Origin of the sequence: Streptococcus mitis (assembly GCF_002005545.1) — a bacterium.
GTDB lineage: Bacteria > Bacillota > Bacilli > Lactobacillales > Streptococcaceae > Streptococcus > Streptococcus mitis_I.
Window position 1 is genome coordinate 315,650 of sequence record NZ_LBMT01000001.1, and the last position, 19,757, is coordinate 335,406.

General features: G+C 39.9%; 20 protein-coding genes. 6 read left to right on the forward strand and 14 right to left on the reverse strand.

The genetic code is table 11. From position 1 onward, the window contains the following. Positions 1-16: 16 nt before the first annotated feature. The 4 genes from mnmA to QS39_RS01625 form a co-directional block, all read right to left on the reverse strand. Positions 17-1,138: a tRNA 2-thiouridine(34) synthase MnmA gene (mnmA, locus tag QS39_RS01610; protein WP_077804435.1), complete on the reverse strand. Its 1,122-nt coding sequence runs from the start codon at positions 1,136-1,138 to the stop codon at positions 17-19. Between the two features lie 157 nt (positions 1,139-1,295). Continuing rightward, positions 1,296-1,511, reverse strand: coding sequence for a hypothetical protein (locus tag QS39_RS11220; protein ID WP_050264282.1), 216 nt, complete (start codon positions 1,509-1,511; stop codon positions 1,296-1,298). Between the two features lie 48 nt (positions 1,512-1,559). Continuing rightward, positions 1,560-1,772, reverse strand: coding sequence for a hypothetical protein (locus tag QS39_RS11225; protein ID WP_000989848.1), 213 nt, complete (start codon positions 1,770-1,772; stop codon positions 1,560-1,562). A gap of 153 nt (positions 1,773-1,925) precedes the next feature. After that, positions 1,926-2,657: a hypothetical protein gene (locus QS39_RS01625; RefSeq protein ID WP_077804436.1), complete on the reverse strand. Its 732-nt coding sequence runs from the start codon at positions 2,655-2,657 to the stop codon at positions 1,926-1,928. A gap of 156 nt (positions 2,658-2,813) precedes the next feature. On the opposite strand from QS39_RS01625, the gene QS39_RS01630 reads away from it, so the two are divergent. Then, positions 2,814-3,677, forward strand: a complete 864-nt coding sequence (locus QS39_RS01630) for a helix-turn-helix domain-containing protein (RefSeq protein ID WP_077804437.1) — start codon at positions 2,814-2,816, stop codon at positions 3,675-3,677. A 291-nt stretch (positions 3,678-3,968) separates the two neighbouring features. Here QS39_RS01630 and argH read toward each other — a convergent pair whose 3' ends face one another. The 7 genes from argH to QS39_RS01660 all read right to left on the reverse strand — a co-directional run bounded on the left by argH (position 3,969) and on the right by QS39_RS01660 (position 11,234). Continuing rightward, entirely contained in the window at positions 3,969-5,360 is a 1,392-nt protein-coding gene (argH, locus tag QS39_RS01635) for an argininosuccinate lyase (RefSeq protein WP_077804438.1), read from the reverse strand. 28 nt (positions 5,361-5,388) lie between these two features. Then, complete coding sequence (locus QS39_RS01640; RefSeq protein ID WP_077805501.1) at positions 5,389-6,585, reverse strand: argininosuccinate synthase; 1,197 nt, start codon at positions 6,583-6,585, stop codon at positions 5,389-5,391. Between the two features lie 16 nt (positions 6,586-6,601). Next, positions 6,602-7,408, reverse strand: a complete 807-nt coding sequence (locus tag QS39_RS01645; RefSeq protein WP_077804439.1) for an ABC transporter substrate-binding protein — start codon at positions 7,406-7,408, stop codon at positions 6,602-6,604. A gap of 206 nt (positions 7,409-7,614) precedes the next feature. Further along, positions 7,615-8,256, reverse strand: coding sequence for an ABC transporter ATP-binding protein (locus tag QS39_RS01650; protein ID WP_077804440.1), 642 nt, complete (start codon positions 8,254-8,256; stop codon positions 7,615-7,617). Then, positions 8,253-10,361 (reverse strand): amino acid ABC transporter permease, encoded by a 2,109-nt coding sequence (locus QS39_RS01655; protein WP_077804441.1) that lies wholly within the window; start codon positions 10,359-10,361, stop codon positions 8,253-8,255. The genes QS39_RS01650 and QS39_RS01655 overlap by 4 nt, the downstream gene beginning before the upstream one ends. 49 nt (positions 10,362-10,410) lie before the next feature. Then, complete coding sequence (locus QS39_RS10975) at positions 10,411-10,566, reverse strand: hypothetical protein (protein ID WP_180374979.1); 156 nt, start codon at positions 10,564-10,566, stop codon at positions 10,411-10,413. A gap of 80 nt (positions 10,567-10,646) precedes the next feature. Beyond that, entirely contained in the window at positions 10,647-11,234 is a 588-nt protein-coding gene (locus QS39_RS01660) for a hypothetical protein (protein ID WP_077804442.1), read from the reverse strand. Positions 11,235-11,556: 322 nt separating this feature from the next. Between QS39_RS01660 and QS39_RS01665 the strand changes: the two genes are divergently transcribed. After that, positions 11,557-12,420 (forward strand): helix-turn-helix domain-containing protein, encoded by an 864-nt coding sequence (locus QS39_RS01665; protein WP_077804443.1) that lies wholly within the window; start codon positions 11,557-11,559, stop codon positions 12,418-12,420. 50 nt (positions 12,421-12,470) lie between these two features. On the opposite strand, the gene apf is transcribed toward QS39_RS01665, so the two are convergent. Then, complete coding sequence (apf, locus tag QS39_RS01670; protein WP_077804444.1) at positions 12,471-13,091, reverse strand: aggregation-promoting factor; 621 nt, start codon at positions 13,089-13,091, stop codon at positions 12,471-12,473. A 241-nt stretch (positions 13,092-13,332) separates the two neighbouring features. On the opposite strand from apf, the gene sdaAB reads away from it, so the two are divergent. Genes sdaAB through QS39_RS01685 form a run of 3 tightly spaced genes read left to right on the forward strand, consistent with a single transcriptional unit; the run spans position 13,333 to position 15,539 of the window. Beyond that, the gene (gene sdaAB, locus QS39_RS01675; RefSeq protein WP_000838912.1) at positions 13,333-14,004 is read left to right on the forward strand and encodes an L-serine ammonia-lyase, iron-sulfur-dependent subunit beta; all 672 of its coding nucleotides are present in this window, start codon (positions 13,333-13,335) and stop codon (positions 14,002-14,004) included. An 8-nt stretch (positions 14,005-14,012) separates the two neighbouring features. After that, on the forward strand, positions 14,013-14,885 hold the full coding sequence (sdaAA, locus tag QS39_RS01680; protein WP_000500043.1) for an L-serine ammonia-lyase, iron-sulfur-dependent, subunit alpha: 873 nt from the start codon (positions 14,013-14,015) through the stop codon (positions 14,883-14,885). Between the two features lie 21 nt (positions 14,886-14,906). Next, positions 14,907-15,539, forward strand: a complete 633-nt coding sequence (locus tag QS39_RS01685; protein ID WP_077804445.1) for an HAD family hydrolase — start codon at positions 14,907-14,909, stop codon at positions 15,537-15,539. A 109-nt stretch (positions 15,540-15,648) separates the two neighbouring features. Here QS39_RS01685 and QS39_RS01690 read toward each other — a convergent pair whose 3' ends face one another. Both QS39_RS01690 and QS39_RS01695 read right to left on the reverse strand, forming a co-directional pair. Further along, entirely contained in the window at positions 15,649-17,499 is a 1,851-nt protein-coding gene (locus QS39_RS01690; RefSeq protein ID WP_077804446.1) for a polysaccharide biosynthesis protein, read from the reverse strand. An 85-nt stretch (positions 17,500-17,584) separates the two neighbouring features. Further along, complete coding sequence (locus tag QS39_RS01695; protein WP_077804447.1) at positions 17,585-18,415, reverse strand: glycosyltransferase; 831 nt, start codon at positions 18,413-18,415, stop codon at positions 17,585-17,587. 154 nt (positions 18,416-18,569) lie between these two features. Between QS39_RS01695 and QS39_RS01700 the strand changes: the two genes are divergently transcribed. Further along, positions 18,570-19,736 carry a CynX/NimT family MFS transporter gene (locus tag QS39_RS01700; RefSeq protein WP_077804448.1) on the forward strand — a complete coding sequence of 389 codons (1,167 nt, stop codon included), beginning with the start codon at positions 18,570-18,572 and terminating at the stop codon, positions 19,734-19,736. Positions 19,737-19,757: the final 21 nt, after the last annotated feature.

Here is a 19,757-nt window from a genome sequence, read left to right on the forward strand (position 1 = left end):
GAGAAAATTTGTCAATCTAAATGTACTGACAAACTTGTCCGTCGCGGTAAGCATTGTCAATCAAACCACCACCTAGACACTCTTCGCCATCGTAAAAGACAACTGCCTGTCCTGGTGTGATGGCGCGTTGCGGTTCTGCAAAGATGACCTCTGCCTTATCTCCTTTGACATGGACGGTCACCTTAGAATCAGGCTGACGGTAGCGGAATTTTGCTGTGCATTCTAGCGTAAACTCCTCTGGCATATCACGAGTAAAGTGGACTTGACTAGCCTCTAGGCTGGTTGACATGAGCGAATCATGGTAGAAACCTTGGCCTACATAGAGAATATTCTTGCTTAGGTCTTTTCCGACAACGAACCAAGGGGCATTGTCACCACCGTGTTGTCCACCGATACCGAGACCGCCACGCTGACCGATTGTATAATACATAAGTCCTGCATGCTCGCCCATATCGCGTCCATCCACTGTCATCATACGACCAGGTTGAGCTGGCAGGTAGTTGCTGAGGAAATTTTTAAAGTTCTTTTCTCCGATAAAGCAAATCCCTGTCGAGTCTTTCTTCTTAGCAGTCGCAAGGCCTGCTTCTTCTGCTAGTTTTCGCACTTCAGGTTTTTCCAAATGTCCCAACGGGAACATGGTTTTTTGAAGTTGTTCTTGCGAAAGTTGGCTGAGGAAATAGGTCTGATCCTTGCCATTGTCCACGCCACGAAGCATGTGAACGATGCCAGCCTCATCACGCGCCACTCGGGCATAATGCCCAGTAGCTACATAGTCTGCCCCCAAGGTCATGGCATAGTCCAAAAAGGCCTTAAATTTGATTTCCTTGTTGCACATAACATCTGGATTTGGCGTGCGCCCTGCACGGTATTCCGCTAGGAAATACTCGAAAACGCGGTCCCAGTACTCTTTTTCAAAATTGACAGAGTAGTAAGGAATGCCGATCTGGTCTGCCACCGCAGCCACATCCTTGTAATCTTCGGTCGCCGTACAAACACCGTTTTCATCTGTGTCATCCCAGTTCTTCATGAAGATACCGATCACATCGTAGCCCTGCTCCTTGAGAAGAAGAGCCGTCACCGACGAATCAACACCACCACTCATCCCCACGACAACACGTGTTTTAGAGTTCTCACTCATGGTAAGTCTCCCATCTATTCGTTTATTCACGATTGAAGGTCGTGTGTGCTTCACGATTGAAGGTCGCTTGAGCAGTATTCATTATAACATGCTTGGTTAGAGAAGACAAGAAAGAGGGTGATAATCTACGAACCACTGGTTTTTATTGATAAAAACTTTAGTCATCATCGTCTCTATAAAAATATTTTCTATACACTCTTGATAATACCAAAATTAATGCCAATATCATACCAAGAGCTATAATAATAGAATTTATTAGATTTATTTTAGTATATCCAATCACTAGTCCAATAATTGGACTAGTAGACATGCTTAGATATAATAAAAATAACAAAAAATGAATTTCACCAATTCCTGCAAAAAAATGTTTCATTTTAAATATCCCAATTTTACCTTTCGTCTTAATAATCCATTAACAACTCTATTGACTTCTCTTTTTTTTGAAAAATCTTGATAGCAAATTTGCTCCACTTAATGCCACTAAAATTTCAATAGGCAAAAAATAGTAATCCCATATCAAATGAGAAATCAGCAATGTTAGAAATAGTATACAGTCAATATAACTATTCTGAAAATACTCTGTAATTACATAATACAGAAATGCCACAACCACTGCAATTAAAACAACCATCATAATACTATTATCCTGTCCTTCTCACTAACTCTATTTCCAAAATTTCATTTTTGGGGGACTTAGTAACGCAATTCCAATTAGCAATACACCTAATATAAATAAAAGTATTTCCCAAAATTTATTCTCAGTTTTAATAAAGATACCATATCTATCTCATTTCTTATTTTTAAATAATTCGTACTCTTTTTCTCTGATAAAGGGAAGTGAGAAATTAGAAAAAATTAGTAGAATTGAAAACAGATATTCGTCTTTTTGTATCACTAAAACATAACCTAAAAATATATAGACAATCAAATCTAGTACAAAAAGAGAAAATATCCTCCTTTTCATTACCTTACTTGTCTTAAAAATTCCGTTTAATAGAAGCTTTATCGTAGTATCTACACAAATTTTTATCAAAAAGATAAGAGCCAATACACGATTATCAACTGTACCATGAAGAATAAATGGAAATATAGTTAATATAAAACTAGAAATCTCTAAATATTTTATCCAAGGAGATTGAGACATCTTACTTTTAAACTGACTGATTTTCCTATACTCGCTAGCTAATCTAGTATCAAAATCTTTACCAATTATATTAAAGATTAAGAACTCCAGGATAAAAATACTGATTAATACGATATAAGTAGAAACCTTTCCTGGGAAATATTTATTGATTAAAATCGGGAAAATCATTAACAGAATTGAGTTTATGGCTAGACAGATAGATACTATTTTATTTTTCACTGAATATATAGGGAGCGATACTATCGCATAGAGAAACGCTAAAAAAATAAGCAAGAAATACTCAGTGCTGCTAATTAGCGGCGCCCTTAATGATAAAAATAGATAGGCCCCCCACACGATGATATGCGCTTTACGAATTGACTCTAGATTACTCATGCTTCTTCCTCTTATCCTTGGTTCCATTTTTAAACTATGTCAACCTTTTTCACGAATTTATTTCGACTTTCTTTTTTACTTTTTACATTGCTATGATACAATATTTTTAATAGGATTTTATTATTTGTTAACTTTTTTCACGAAAAGGAGTAAATCATGCGTTATGATTTCGGAAAGGTCTATAAAGAAATACGTGAGTCAAAGGGGCTGACCCAAGAAGAGGTCTGTGGGGGTGTTCTCTCAAGAACTAGCTTATCAAAAATCGAAAGTGGCAAGACAACCCCAAAATATGAAAATATGGAATTTCTTCTCCGTCAAATCAATATGAGTTTTGAAGAGTTTGACTATATCTGTCAACTTTATCAACCAAGTCAACGCACAGAGATTATGCAAACCTATCTCAATATGCGTTCCATTATCGGGACCAGCGATCTTGTCAATTTAATTCAAAAATGCCAAGACTACCTCAAGACCCACCACGATCTCCCTGTAGAAGAAATCAGAGACATGCTTGAAGTTGTCATTTATATCCGTCAACACGGGACAGGGGAACTATCAGATCACGCAGAACAGGTTGTCAAGAAACTTTGGAGGAAAATTGAAAAACAAGATACATGGTATGAGAGTGATCTGAAAATCCTCAACACCATTCTTTTCAGTTTTTCCATTGATCACCTCCATCTCATTACTGGAAAAATCCTGCAACGCTTGGAAGTCTATAAAAACTACCAACATTTATATGACTTACGAATGGCAATCCTACTCAACCTTTCCACCATTTACTTATACAATCAAGACAAAAACATGTGTAAGCAAATCTGCTACACTTTACTAGAAGATGCCAAGAACAAGAAAAGCTACGATAGGCTTGCTATCTGCTATGTCCGCATCGGGATTTGTAGGGATGATGCTAAACTTATCCAAAAAGGTTTCTCACTTCTAGAGCTGACCGAGGAAACTTCTATGCTGTCTCATCTCAAAAAAGAAGTAGAGACCTATTATCAACCAAAGAAATTATAAAAAAGTCGAGGGGGTTCCTCGACCTTTTCATATTATTCTGTTCGTTATTTCTTAATACCAGTCGTTGTTAAGCCAGAAATTTTTAGCTCTGCCAAGCCACATGGTGTGCTTACTACTATGTGTCCATGTCACCATGAATCGCCGAACGATTTAACGAGAAAGTATGACTTTTACGTTTATCCCAACTCAATTATGACATCTTTTTTCAAAAGTCAATATCTCTCACTTTTTTAACGATAAGAAAGAGGCTGATAAATCATCTCAGCCTCTCTTTCTTACTTTGCAAACAAATCAATTTTTCCCTTTAAGTTCTTTCTTAGCTTGTTCTATCTGGTATTTCACTTGGTCAAACCCTGTACCTCCCAAAGAATTTCGTCTTTGAACAGCAGTTTTAGGTTGCAAGTAGACATAAATATCCTCAGCAATGAGGGAATGATAGGTTTGCAATTCCTCCAAAGTCCAATCTTGAATATTTTTAGCAGACTTGATAGAGTCTAACACTAATCTTCCCACAACCTCATGAGCCTCTCTAAATGGCAAGCCTTTCCCTGCCAAATAATCTGCCAACTCAGTTGCATTTGAAAAGTCCTTCTCTGTCGACTCTTGCATTTTTTCCTTGTTTACCTGCAAGCTAGATAACATACCTGCCAATACATCGAGGGAATTTAAAATCGTTTCGACCGTATCAAACATTCCTTCCTTATCCTCTTGCAGATCCTTATTATAAGCTAAGGGCAAGGACTTCATGACTGTCAATAGTCCAAACAGATTCCCATAAACTCTACCAGTCTTTCCTCGAATCAACTCAGCCATATCTGGATTTTTCTTTTGGGGCATAATAGAGGAACCTGTTGTAAACGTATCTGACAAGGTAATGAATTGGTACTCAAAACTACACCAATTGATCATTTCTTCGCAAAAACGGCTCATATGCATCATGAGTATGCTGGCGTTGGATAGAAATTCTAAGATAAAATCGCGATCACTAACAGCATCCAAAGAGTTTGTATAAGGTTGCTTAAACTCCAGCAAATCGCTAGACAATTGGCGATCAATGGGGAAAGTCGTTCCCGCCAAAGCCGCCGCACCTAGAGGGCATAGGTCTGTATGCTTCTGGTTAAATCCAAAACGTTCACTGTCTCTTTGAAACATATTGTAGTAAGCCATCAGGTGGTGGGCAAAACTAATAGGTTGGGCATGTTGCAGATGGGTATAGCCCGGCATGATCGTCTCCACATGATTTTCCGCCAAGTCTAATAAAACACCTTTGAGATGAGCTAGTTTATCTAGGACATGACCTAGTTGTTCCTTGAGATATAAGTGCATATCTGTCGCAACTTGGTCATTTCGAGAACGAGCTGTATGTAACTTCCCTGCAAGGGGACCGATTTTTTCTGTCAGCAACACTTCCATATTCATATGAATATCTTCGTTTGCGATATCAAAGTCAAGTTGACCTGCCTCTAGCTCTTCTAGGAGCTCTTTCAAGCCTGCTTGAATCTTTTCTGACTCATTCAAACTCAAAATGCCCGTCTGGCCCAACATCTGAACGTGGGCTAAGGAACCAATCACATCAAATTTAGCTAATTTTTGGTCAAAAGATATACTCGCACCAAAGCGCTCTACCCAGTCTTCGACAGTACCTTCAAAGCGACCACCCCATAATTTTGTATTCTTAGCCATATCACATCCACCTCTCTAGTCAATCGCCCTATTTGACGCTTTTTTGAACCTCAGAATGAACCTTAGTTGGAAGTCCCCACAACTTAATAAAGCCAACAGCTGCATCTTGGTCAAAGGTATCTGCACTAGTATACGTCGCCAAATTTTCATCGTAAAGTGAATTTGGTGATTTCCGAGCTACGACCTGAGCACTTCCCTTATAGAGTTTGACTTTTGCAGTCCCATTGACAACTTTTTGAGTCTCTTTAATATAAGCAATCAAGGCTTGTGTAGCTGGAGTAAACCACAAAGCATTATAAATGAGATTTGATAATTCATTTTCTATAATTGGTTTAAAATGAGCCACTTCTCTCACAAGCGTCAAGTCCTCAATTTCCTTATGAGCTGTCAGCAAGGTCACTGCCCCTGGACACTCATAGATTTCTCTTGATTTAATTCCAACTAAACGATTTTCCACGTGGTCAATCCGTCCGACCCCATGTTTTCCAGCTATTTCATTGAGTTTTTGAATCAAATCTGCCAATTTTAGCCCTTCTCCATTGAGGGAAACTGGAACACCTTCACTAAACTCAATATCAATGTATTCTGGCGTGTCTGGAGCTTGCTCTGGAGAAGATGTGATGCCAAAGGCTTCTTCTGGAGCCTGATTCCATGGATTTTCCAAAATACCACACTCATTGGCACGTCCCCAAAGATTTTGGTCGACAGAGTAGGGATTGTCAAGGTCAGCAGGAACAGGTACTCCATTTTCCTTGGCATAATGAATTTCTTCCTCCCTAGACCATTTCCATTCACGAACTGGCGCAATCACTTTTAAATTGGGATCCAAGGCTGCAATCGATACTTCAAAACGCACTTGGTCATTCCCCTTACCTGTACAACCATGAGCAATTGTAGTCGCTCCTGTCTGATGCGCTATTTCAACCAATTTTTTAGAAATAAGAGGGCGGCTCAAGGCAGATACCAAGGGGTACTTTTGTTCATAATAGGCATGTGACTGAAGAGCCACTAGCACATAATCTGTAGCAAATTCGTCCTTAACATCAATGACATAAGATTCGACTGCCCCAACCTTAAGAGCCTTATCATGGATGAAATCTAAGTCTTTCCCTTCACCCACATCCATACAAACTGCAACAACATCATAATCTTTCTTTAACCAGGTAATAGCAACTGATGTGTCCAAACCGCCAGAATAGGCCAAAATTACTTTTTCTTTACTCATGTTCTTTTCCTTCTTTCTATTTTTCAATGGACGCTTTAAATGCATCCTCAATGAGTTTGTCTAATTCCCCAGACTCCTTCAACTTTTGAATGGTTTTATCGACTGCCTCTTTCAATTCCTTGCTATCTTTTTTCATGGCGACCGCGTAGGAATCATCTTGCTCTTTTTCAAAATTGAGGTCTGCGATTGCTAAATCAGGATTATTTTCCACAAATCCCTTGGCAACAGGTTCTTCAAAGATAACGGCATCCACTTGCCCTGACTTTAAATCTGTAATTAAATTCCCATTTTTAGGCAGAGATACGAGGGAAGAATTTTTAAGCAAATCTTTCGCCATCGTTTCTTGAATCGAACCTTTCTGTGCTCCGACCTTTTTCTGCGCTAAGTCGTTGACAGACTGATAAGTGGCTAAATCAGATTTTTTGACAATGAGCTTATTTTTTGAAGTATAGTAGGAAGTTGAAAAATCGAACACCTTACTCCGTTCATCTGTCTTAGAAACACCAGATATGGCAAGATCGGCTTTTCCTGATTGAACACTAGCCAGTACATTGTCAAAACTCATGGGAGATAGTTCCAATTCGACACCTAGTTCTGTTGCGATAGCCTTGGCTAATTCGATGTCTGAACCCACAATCTGATTTTTCCCATCAACCACTTTTTGATATTCAAATGGAGCAAAATCTGGATTGAGGGCTACAACCAATTTTCCTTTGGACTTGATGGCTTCAATTCCAGCCGATTGATTGTTACTACAAGCAAATAGTAGGGGGAGCATCACTAAACCAAACATCGTCATCAACACCTTCTTCATCTTATTCATAACAAAGCCTCCTTTATGTTTATTCTTTTTGGTTGTATAAATAATACTCCTATACTCATCGTTTGTCAAGCCTAAATTGAAAAATTTTTCAATTTGAAACAAAAAAACCTAGAAATACTACATAAAAATGTCATCCCTAGGCGTATTTATGCCATTTCTCTCTGTGAAGCATGAGTATTCAGTCAGTCAAAAGGAGCTGAATGAACTCATTTCCCCTCGCCCAATTCAATGATCCGATGACATTGTTGGGCTACATAAGCATCGTGGGTCACAATAATGACTGTTTTCCCTTCTCGATTCATCTCTAAGAGAAACTTCAAGACCAAATCTCTATTTTCAGGATCCAGCGAACCTGTCGGTTCATCGGCTAAAATCAGCTGGCTGGGTTTTAAGATGGCTCTAGCAACTGCAATTCGTTGTTGCTCCCCACCAGACAACTCGGAAACCTTTTGATGCAAAGTAGCTGACAAACCTACTCTCTCTAAAATCTCTTCCACCTTTTTGAGCTTGTCTTTCTTAGACAATTTTACATATTTCAGCGCCAGCATGAGATTGTACTCGACCGTTTCATCATCAATCAGGGCAAAATTTTGAAACAGATAAGAGATATGTTCACGGATTATTGTTTGTGACTTAGCAGAATTGACAGCTAGATTTATCTGACCAAAAATCTCATACCGTCCGCTATAATCATCATCTATCAAACCTAATAAATTTAACAAGGTCGACTTACCACTACCACTTTTTCCAACAATGGCTACCAAATCCCCCTGATCAATCCTGAGAGACAAGTGATCCAAAATTACTTTTCCTCCAATGGTTTTGGTAATATTTTTCAACTCAATCATAAGATGCCCCCTTTCAATAATTCTACTAGACTTCTTTTCTCCATCCTAGAAGCCAAGGCTAGCACAAATAGTATATCCAAACATGTAAAGCCTGCAAACAGCAGGAGTGGCAAGAGCGCATGGGCAAAGAAAATCAAGACTAGAAGAGGAAGACTATAGCCCAGCAAGAGCAGAACTAAGAGAGCTCTGTAGCGATCGACCAGTTTCCACCCCATAAACTTCTTGGTAATGATATCCCTGCGCTTCAACAAGAAAGTAGTAACGAGTAAAAAGTAGGAGACAATCATACTGAGAAGAGCAAATAAGGCAAAAAGAACGTTAAAATTACGAACAGAATCCCGATAGGTATCAACCATCCCCTCTTGAATTGCTTGAATCGATGAAAATTTTAAATAGCTACCATCAGATAAGTTATCGACTAACTCTGTAATCACTTTTTGATTTTGTTCTGTATTTTCAATTTTCATCGGGTTGTTTAAACCTGTCGTTGACAAGTGAGTCTTTTCTTCCCACATCATGTCTTGATCATTTACCAGACTAATGATTGGATTGTGGAGATTTTCCTTTCGCTCATTGTTATAAGGGAAGAAAGACCAATCTCCTTCATAGTAGGCAATTTCTACATCCATATCTTCTATCCTTTGCTTTTGCTGATCTTCATACCTCAGAGAAAGATAGGCGATGGATTTTCCCAAGAACTGATTCTTGCCTTCTTGTCCTTTGTCACTGGCTGGCAACAAAATCACCTTTTTAGTGCCGGTATCTGGTAACTTGAATCCCTTGCTCTTTAGAAAATTGCTATTAGCATAGTAAACATCTACCTTATCAGGCAGTTGGTAGTTCTGTACTTGTTCAGCTTTGATGACTGGTTTGATAGGAAGACTCGTACTTCGCACATAGTTTACTTGTGTTTTTGCTAGCAAGTCTTGATAAAATTGGTAGAAATAATCTGTAGATTTCCCTGAACCTGCTAGCTCTTCTTGCCACAGGTTATCATTGAGTTTGAAGGTTTCTAAGGTCAGGTAATTTCCTTGGCTTACCCACTGTTGCTGATAAGCAAGTTCTTTGTTTTCTTGTTCTAAACTTCTGCCCACCCCAATCAGTAAGGCCGTCAGTAAAATAGTTGTCCCTATTTTCATCACATAATTGAAGATAAGACCAAGTTTGACAGATGAAAAACCTTTCAACATGGAGCTGACTGTCATTTTCTGAATCATCAGGTAGGTCAGCCAACTGATGAACAAATACAACTGTAAAAGCAGAAATTGGGATAAGAGTAAACTTGGGAACAGAAGTTTTGGTCTGTAGTCCAGCACTAAAAATAGTCCCAAGTCAATGATAAGACTTCCACCCAAGAGAAGATAAAAATTAGTCTTTACAAAACCAGCTAAAATCGCCCTGCTTTGGAAACCAAGTAACTTTTGAACCCCCACTCGTTTCATCTCCATCATCGGCTGATACACTGTCATTAAAATCACAAGCAAGATTGCCAAGATAAAGATAATGATAGATAGTAACAAAGCTTGATTTAGCACTCCAACCTGACTTCGGTAAGTGGGTTCTAATAAAATCGTCTTATCTATCTGGAAAAAATCACTCCACTTTTGTAGAATGGTATCGCGATCTATCTCTTTGCTGGAGGTAATCATGTAGCGCCCATTTACAGTATGGGATTTATCCTCAATATAGGATTGGAAGGTCTGGAGTCGAATGAGTTTCACCTTTAAAAAGGTGGGAATGGTTCCTAGATTATTGGGAAGGTCCTGGTTGCTGTAGACTCCCTTCTCATTCTTTGAAAAATCAAGAGAAGTCAGACCGAACTCCTGATAGGGGAAGGTTGCCTTATCAAAAACACCAGCCTTGACTGCCTCATCTCCATTATCTACTTTGATAATAGAGACCTTGTCTTGGCTTGCAACCTCTTCAAAAAACTGGAGAATAGTTTCTGTCGGTTTAGTGACATCTTTCAAGTACAAGTCAAATGAATAAGTTGTCTTGCCCATCTCCTGAATCCGCACTATTTCTCGTGTAATATTTACATTCAGGACAAAAAATGTAGTACACAGCAAGAGCAGGAGCATACAAAGATGACTGATTTTTTTCATAGAGATACCTCCCGTGGAGAGACGAAAGCGAGATAGGTGCAGGTACTTTTTATTTTTTACTAAATTTTAAATAGGTGTAAATAAATCCTGCACTTATAGCCAGAGTTGTCCACCATTTAAAATCAATATGTAAAAGTGAAAAGATTACAAAACTGATGATTAGCGAGGCTAAAATATAAACAATGATTAAAATTTTATTTTTCATAGGAATTGCCTTTCTAAAGGGATTCTAGTGTTTAGAGCTTATTTGTAAAGTTTACAATAAACAACTAGGGCAATCGTATATCAGAATGTTCTTTTATCTGTCAATAATCCGAGAAAATCTTGTCGTTTCAAGTCGGAGAAATGTTTGGTAGAAAGACTTCCTTTTTGAAGTCCATCATCTCTAACCTGCAAATAATAGCTATGTTGGCTTGTTTTAATTGTCAAAAAATCGCCAAATACAAAAACTCTTTTCCAGTTGCGAATCTCAAATTCTTTCATCTCTGATTTTGGAATGCGGATAAGTCTTTGTCTCAAATCATGATGATGCTCACTTGTGAAAGTCATCCCATTTCCAAGATTTCTTATCAGTAGTTCATCCGGGGTCACCATCACCAGCGCTATTTTAGTTAAGAAAATTTCAACTGTTGGTGGTAAAATCGCTAGATTAAACCAGGGATGTAGGTAGCGATACGCTAAGAAATAATGAGGCTCCTCACCCAATCCTAGTTGTTTATATAAGGTCTTGACCTCACTGTCTAATCTCACTTCAAAAGACACATCCGAATGCTCTTCTTCCTTCTTCTGATTAAAATAACGCATCCAGACTAGGAAACCGATAAAGACTAGGACAAATATTCCTGATAAAAGATATTTTAAATTGTAGTTCATCACTTAACCTCCTGATTCACTACTCCGCCTAAAGCAGAGGCTTATCTATTTTGAAAATAGTTCCATAACAACTTTAAATAAGACGGGTGTCATTAAAATTAGGATAATTCCTATCACAAATATCATGACTACTCGAAAAAGTTCCTTATTTTTAAACATTTTTCCACCCCTTTTCTAGCTACATCATAGTACTCATTAACCCCATATTAAAATTACACCAAACTTATTTTAGCTTTCTTTTTTACTTTTTATATTACTATGATACAATATTTTTAATAGGATTTTATTATTTGTTAACTTTTTTCACGAAAAGGAGAAAATCATGCGTTATGATTTCGGAAAGGTCTATAAAGAAATACGTGAGTCAAAAGGCTTGACCCAAGAAGAGGTCTGTGGAAATGTCCTCTCAAGAACCAGCCTATCAAAGATTGAAAGTGGCAAGGCAACTCCCAAATATGAAAATATGGAGTTTCTTCTCCGGCAAATCAATATGAGTTTTGAAGAGTTTGACTATATCTGCCACCTCTATCAACCGAGCCAACGGACAGAAATCATGCAAAGTTATCTCAATATGACTTCCATCATTGGTAGTAGTAGCCTAGTTTATTTTTTTGAAACATGCCAAGACTATCTCAAGACCCACCACGACCTGCCTATAGAAGAAATAAGGGATATGCTGGAAATTGTCATCCATATCCGTCAACATGGTACAGAGCAACTGTCAAACCAAGTGAAACAGACTGTCACAAAACTTTGGGAAAAAATTGAAAAACAAGATACATGGTATGAAAATGACCTAAAAATCCTCAATACCATCCTTTTCAGCTTTCCCATTGATCACCTCCATCTCATTACTGGAAAAATCCTGCAACGCTTGGAAGTCTATAAAAACTACCAACATTTATATGACTTACGAATGGCAATCCTATTCAATCTGTCCACTATTTATTTATACAATCAAGACAAAAACATGTGTCAACAAATCTGCTATACTTTACTAGAGGACGCTAAGAACAAGAAAAGCTACGATAGGCTTGCTATCTGCTATGTCCGTATCGGAATTTGTAGGGATGATGCTAAATCTATCCAAAAAGGTTTCACACTTCTAGAGCTGACCGAGGAAACTTCCATTCTAGCCTTTCTCAAAAAAGAAGTGGAGACCTATTATCAACCGAAAGAAATATAAAAAGTCGAGGGATTTCCTCGACCTTTTCATATTATTCTGTTCGTTATTTCTTAATACCAGCCGTTATTAAGCCAGAAGTTTTTAGCGGCTGTCCATGAACCGTAACGTCCTGCAACGTAGGCATCTGCTACACGTTCTTGGTTTTCAGCTGAGTAGTCACCGTTCAAGTATGAATCTGTCAATTGGTAACGTCCGATATAACGTCCGTTTGTAGCTGTGTAGCTACCGCCTGATTCTTTTTGAGCGATCCATTCTTTGGCTTCTGCTTCAGATCCGCTTACAGATGAAGCAACTGTTTCTTCTGCTACTGTTTCGCTTACTACTGGAGCTTCTTCTGCTACTTCTGTAGTTTCTGTCACTGTAGCTGAAACAGCCTCGTCTTGGGCTGCTGGAGCTTCATAAGTCGTTGAAGCTGGGGCTACTGGCGCTGCTGGACCGTCGATAACCAACTCTTGACCAACATAAATCATATGGATGTTGTCAATGTGGTTGTTTTCTGCCAATTTCTCAACAGTTGTGTTGTGAGTTTCAGCAATTTCTGAAAGTGTATCACCTTCTTTAACAGTGTAAGTTGATGATTCTTGAGCAGATACAAATGATGGAGCAAATACTGCAAACAAGGCAGCTACTCCTGCAAGAGTTGTTTTAATCTTTTTAGTTGTTGATTTCATATTTGAAAATTCTCCTTCTTTCTATACTTCTATCATACCCTTTAAATATTACTGTTTCTTGACACTTTTATGTAGAAATATTACAAAATTATTTTTTATTTCCCTAAATAATGTGTTTTTTGTCATAAAAGATACTATTTTTATGCTATTTGAGGTATTAGAAAGGTTTTCATCCGCAATTAAAGCCAAGACCTTTATTCTTTGATATAATAGAGATAAGAATTTTTATAAGGGGAAACTGATGAAATCACTTCGTTTTCAATCTGTCTTTGATATCATCGGACCAGTTATGATTGGCCCATCTAGTAGCCATACCGCTGGTGCTGTTCGTATTGGGAAGATTGTCTCTTCCATTTTTGATGATACTCCGACAGAAGTCGAATTCCAACTATTTAACTCATTTGCCAAGACCTATCGTGGCCACGGGACAGACCTAGCCCTTGTTGCAGGTATTTTGGGCATGGATACAGATGATCCTGAAATCCCAAATAGTCTGGAGATTGCCCACAAGCGCGGTATTAAGATTGTCTGGACTATTCAGAAAGACAGCAATGCTCCTCACCCTAATACCACTAAAATTACCGTCAAAAATGCCCATAAAACCATTAGCGTGACTGGTATTTCTATCGGTGGAGGAAATATTCAGGTAACCGAACTCAATGGCTTTGCCGTCTCTCTCAATATGAATACACCGACTATCATCATTGTTCATCAAGATATTCCAGGTATGATTGCCCTCGTAACAGAGGCTCTTTCACGCTATGGTATCAATATCGCCCAGATGAATGTTACTCGTGAAAAAGCTGGTGAAAAAGCTATTATGATTATCGAAGTTGACAGTCGCAACTGTGATGAGGCCATCGAAGAAATTCGAAAAATCCCTCATCTCCACAATGTCAATTTCTTTAAATAGGAGGAAGCATGTTTTATTCTATCAAAGAATTGGTCGAGCAAGCAGATCTGGACTTTCAAGGAAATGTCGCAGAACTCATGATTACAACAGAGTTTGAATTGACCGGTCGCGAACGAGAAGAAGTCCTCCTTCTCATGGAACGCAATCTGGAAGTCATGAAAGCCTCTGTCCAACTTGGCCTCAATGAAAATAAATCTCGTAGTGGCCTGACAGGTGGAGATGCTGCCAAACTGGATCACTACATAAAAAATGGAAAAACTCTATCAGATTACACGATTCTCTCTGCTGCCCGAAATGCCATCGCAGTCAATGAACACAATGCCAAAATGGGCTTGGTCTGTGCCACTCCGACCGCTGGAAGTGCTGGCTGTCTCCCTTCCGTTCTCACTGCTGCTATTGAAAAATTAGACCTCAGCCACGAGCAACAGCTGGATTTCCTCTTTGCTGCCGGTGCCTTTGGACTAGTCATCGCAAATAATGCCTCTATCTCAGGTGCTGAAGGTGGTTGTCAGGCCGAGGTTGGTTCGGCCTCTGCTATGAGTGCTGCAGCCTTGACTCTAGCTGCCGGTGGAACACCCTACCAAGCCAGTCAAGCTATTGCCTTTGTCATTAAAAATATGCTAGGCCTCATCTGTGACCCTGTTGCCGGCTTGGTCGAAGTTCCCTGCGTCAAACGCAATGCCATGGGAGCTAGCTTTGCCTTCATCGCAGCAGACATGGCCTTGGCAGGGATCGAATCTAAAATCCCTGTGGATGAGGTTATCGATGCCATGTATCAAGTAGGAGCAAGCATGCCAACTGCCTTTCGTGAAACAGCTGAAGGTGGACTCGCTGCCACACCTACTGGTCGTCGCCTCCAAAAAGAAATTTTCGGAGAATAAGCTTATCAAATAGGAGAAACCATGACCTCTATCACAGCGATTTTTTTCGATCTGGATGGAACCCTCGTTGACAGTTCTATCGGGATTCACAATGCCTTTACCCATACCTTTAAGGAGCTGGGGGTGCCTAGCCCTGATGCCAAAACGATTCGTGGTTTTATGGGACCGCCTCTCGAAAGTAGTTTTGCGACCTGCCTGCCCAAAGAACAAATTTCTGAGGCTGTGCAAATTTACCGTTCCTACTACAAGAAAAAAGGCATCCATGAAGCTCAACTCTTTCCTCAGATTGTAGACTTGCTTGAGAAGTTATCGAGCAATTACCCTCTTTATATCACCACGACAAAAAATACTCCAACTGCTCAAGATATGACTAAAAACTTGGGAATCCATCATTTCTTTGATGGCATTTATGGTTCCAGCCCTGAAGCACCCCATAAGGCAGATGTCATTCGCCAAGCCTTGCAGATACATCAACTAGCACCAGAACAAGCCATCATCATCGGAGATACCAAGTTTGATATGCTAGGTGCTCAAGAAACAGGCATTCAGAAATTGGCCGTCACTTGGGGATTTGGAGAGCAAGCAGACTTGCTCAACTATCAGCCTGATTATATCGCCCACAAACCCTCAGATGTTTTAGAGTATTTTCAATAACATAGACTGGGCGACAACCCCATTTCAGAAGAAAATGAAGTAAGTCTCTACATAACAAAACGCATATTACCAAGGTTCTTCAGACCTGATAATATGCGTTTTTCTGTTTTTATTCAACGTGGGTGGTTTGATTGGCAAAGGCGATAATGGCTTGCTTCAACTCATCTCCACTAAGAGTGCGGAACTCTTCAATCTTTTGATCGATGGCTTCTAGAGGCATGACATTAACCTTACCAACGAAAATCTTATCCATAACCTGATTGTCAACGAGTTCGGTTGATACCAAGAGTTCTTCGTAAAGTTTTTCGCCTGGGCGGATTCCAACTTCAACGATTGGAATTTCGCTTTCGGTGTGTCCACTTAGAAGGACCATTTTCTTGGCCAAGTCATAAATCTTGACTGGTTTGCCCATATCAAGGATAAAGACTTCCCCATCCTTGGCATAAGCACCAGCGTGAATAACCAAACGGCTAGCTTCTGGAATGGTCATAAAGTAACGGGTCATGCGGAAGTCTGTGACCGTCACAGGCCCGCCTTCAGCAATCTGACGCTCAAAGACTGGAATCACACTACCACGGCTACCAAGAACATTTCCAAAACGAACTGCACAGTAGGTCGATTGGCTACGTTGGTTAAAACCAGTGACAATCAACTCCGCCACGCGCTTGGTTGCTCCCATAACATTGGGTGGATTGACCGCCTTATCTGTCGAAATCATAACCATCTTAGGTACTTTAGCTTCATCAACGGCTCTAGCAACATTGTAAGTTCCACGGATATTGTTTTTGAAGGCTTCTTTGGGATTGCGCTCCATCATAGGAACGTGCTTGTGGGCAGCCGCATGATAAACAATAGCAGGCTTGTACTGCTCAAAGACTTGCAATAGACGATCATAGTCTTGAATATCTGCAATCACTGGCACATAATCAATCCCTTGGAACTTACGAATCAATTCATGATACACAAGGTAGATTGAATTTTCCCCGTGACCGAGCAAGACGATGCGTTCAGGATTGAAACGGCTAACTTGGCGACAGATTTCAGAACCGATTGAGCCACCAGCACCTGTAACCAAGATTGTCTTACCTGTCAGTTCTGCTCCCAGACGCGATTCGTCAAGACGAATTTCCTGACGACCCAAAAGGTCCGTAATATCAATTTTTTGGAACCCAGTACCTGCTTGGTGAAGTCCTTGAACAACAGTTTCAACTTTAGGCATCTTGTAACATTTGACACCCAGCTTATTACACATCTGCAAGATACGCTCATATTCTGACGGGTCAAGCGACGGAATCGCAACGATAACACGCTCGATTTGATGGCGTTTGGCTAATTCAGGCAATTCATCATATGAACCCAAAACAGGAATCCCACCAAGTTTTTGGCCCTTTTTCTTAGCGTCCTTATCCAAAATACCGACCAGTTCCAAATCACTGGTTGGATGTTGGTAACTATCCATAAAGAGGGCTCCGCCATCACCAGCACCAATCAAGAAGGTTCGACGGTGTTCCCCATCACCACTTCCTTTTTTGCGTCTAGAGTAGATTAACTGCCAAGTAATCCGTGGCAACAAAATCAAGAAGGTACTCAACAAGATAAAGAGAATGATGAAACGGATTGAAAAGAGTGGCAAGAAGGCATAGCAGATACTATATGACAAGACACTGCTGGCAGTCACACCAAAAAAGATTTTCATGAAATCCGTAATCTTGCTGTAACGACTGATACTAGCGTTCAATCCCCAAAATCCAATCATCAATTGATAGAACAGGAAGGCCAAACTCGTATAGATGATGTAGTCAACAGGTGCTGGATTAATCAAGCCGTAGAATAAGATATAAGATACAATGATGGAAACCACCATACTGAAAATATCAAATATTCCCCAGAAAACCTGTTTTTGTTGTTTATTTAAAATTTCCACCAGATCAATCACATAATCTGTTAGTTTTTTATTCATGTCAATCTACTCCTCCTTAAAAGAGCTGGATATTTATATTGTTATTATAACACTTTTTATCCAGTTTACGATTTGCTACAATCTTTTACTTGCTTTTTCTTAACAGTTTCATAAAAATAAACTGTCGGACAAATCCGGGACAAAGAGCAACAACCATCTGAATGGCAACACTCTTGGCATACTCCATGTAAGAAATTTGCCCTCTCTTCAGCATTCGTTGACGAGCCTGACGATAGAGTTTGAGATAACGCAGTCCTCCACGACGTTCAAACATCCCTGCCCCAACACGAACCTGACACAAGATTTGATCCAGATTTCCAGTCTTGGCTCCTGCAGCAATCATATTGAGCCAGAGGAGGTCATCCTCCATATAAAGGCCATCTTCATAGTTGCCTGCCTTGAGAACCATATTCTTCTTGAACATAACAGTCATGTGGTTAAAGGCACTTCTCATCCTTTGATAAGCTACAATATCTGCATGCTGGGTTGGAACACGACGGTAAGAAACAATCTCATCAGGATTGTCAATAAACTCTGCAATATGTCCACCTAATAGGTCGAGGTTGTCCTTCTCCATTAGCTGAACCTGTTTCTCAAAACGATCTGGAACTGCTATATCATCCGTATCCATACGGGCAATAATATCATACTGACACTGCAAAACACCCTGACGAAGAGCCAGACCCAAACCTTGATTCTGCTCAAGAGGATAGCGTTTCACTGGAATATCAGACTCAGCTTCAAGCCGGTCTAATACCTGATAGAGCTCAGGTGTCAAAGGCCCATCCTCAACCAGAACCAATTCGCTCGGTTTCAGAGTCTGATTTTGAACACTCTCAATAGCATCCTTTAAAAATGTCGGATTTTCCTTGATATAGACCGACATCAATACGCTGATTTTTTGCTTTTCAGACACAGTTTTTCTCCAATGTATAGATTTCCTTCCACTATTTTATCATAATTTTCAAGACTTTCCCATTTTTATCTTGAAAGCCAGAAACCTTACTTGACATTATAGTGAAAAAGCCTTAAAATAAGCTGTTATTAAAATCAGCTAGAAGAGGTATTTTATGAAAAAGCAATCACTCTTTTTTGTTCCAGGTATTATCCTGATTGGTGTTTCCTTGCGGACTCCTTTTACTGTTTTACCCATTATATTGGGAGATATTTCGCAAGGTCTGGGGGTAGAAGTTAGTTCACTTGGTGTCTTGACCAGCCTTCCTCTCCTCATGTTTACCCTCTTCTCGCTATTTTCTACCCGACTAGCTCAGAAAATTGGCTTGGAGCATCTCTTTACCTATAGCCTTTTCTTCTTGACCATCGGTTCTCTCATTCGACTAATCAATCTGCCCCTGCTCTATCTAGGAACCTTGATGGTTGGGGCAAGTATCGCAGTCATCAATGTGCTGCTTCCTAGTCTCATCCAAGCCAATCAACCAAAGAAAATTGGTTTTCTGACCACCTTATATGTAACTTCTATGGGGATTGCGACGGCTCTGGCTTCCTATCTAGCCGTGCCTATTACACAAGCCAGTTCTTGGAAAGGACTTATCATCCTCCTCACCCTGCTCTGCCTAGCAACTTTTTTGGTCTGGCTCCCAAATCACCGCTATAATCACAGACTAGCTCCACAAACCAAACAAAAAAACAAAACAAAGGTTATGCGCAATAAACAGGTCTGGGCAGTGATTGTCTTTGCAGGTTTTCAATCCTTGCTCTTTTACACCGCTATGACCTGGCTACCTACCATGGCTATCCATGCAGGTCTATCCAGTCACGAAGCTGGTTTACTAACTTCTATCTTCTCTCTGATTAGCATTCCTTTTTCAATGACCATCCCAAGCCTGACAACCAGCTTGTCTACTCGTAACCGTCAGCTCATGCTTACTCTGGTTTCACTAGCTGGTGTTGTCGGCATTTCCATGCTCTTTTTCCCAATCAATAATTTCATTTACTGGCTTGCCAGCCATCTTCTCATCGGAACCGCAACAAGCGCCCTCTTCCCTTATCTCATGGTCAACTTTTCACTCAAGACAAGCGCCCCTGAAAAGACTGCCCAATTGTCTGGTTTATCTCAAACAGGAGGCTATATCCTAGCAGCCTTTGGGCCGACCCTCTTTGGTTACAGTTTTGACCTCTTCCACTCTTGGGTGCCAGCTGTAGCTGCCCTCTTACTCGTCGATATCCTGATGACTGTGGCCCTCTTTACAGTGGACAGAGCTGATAAAATCCTTTAAACTTCTAGTTTTGCCTAGAAG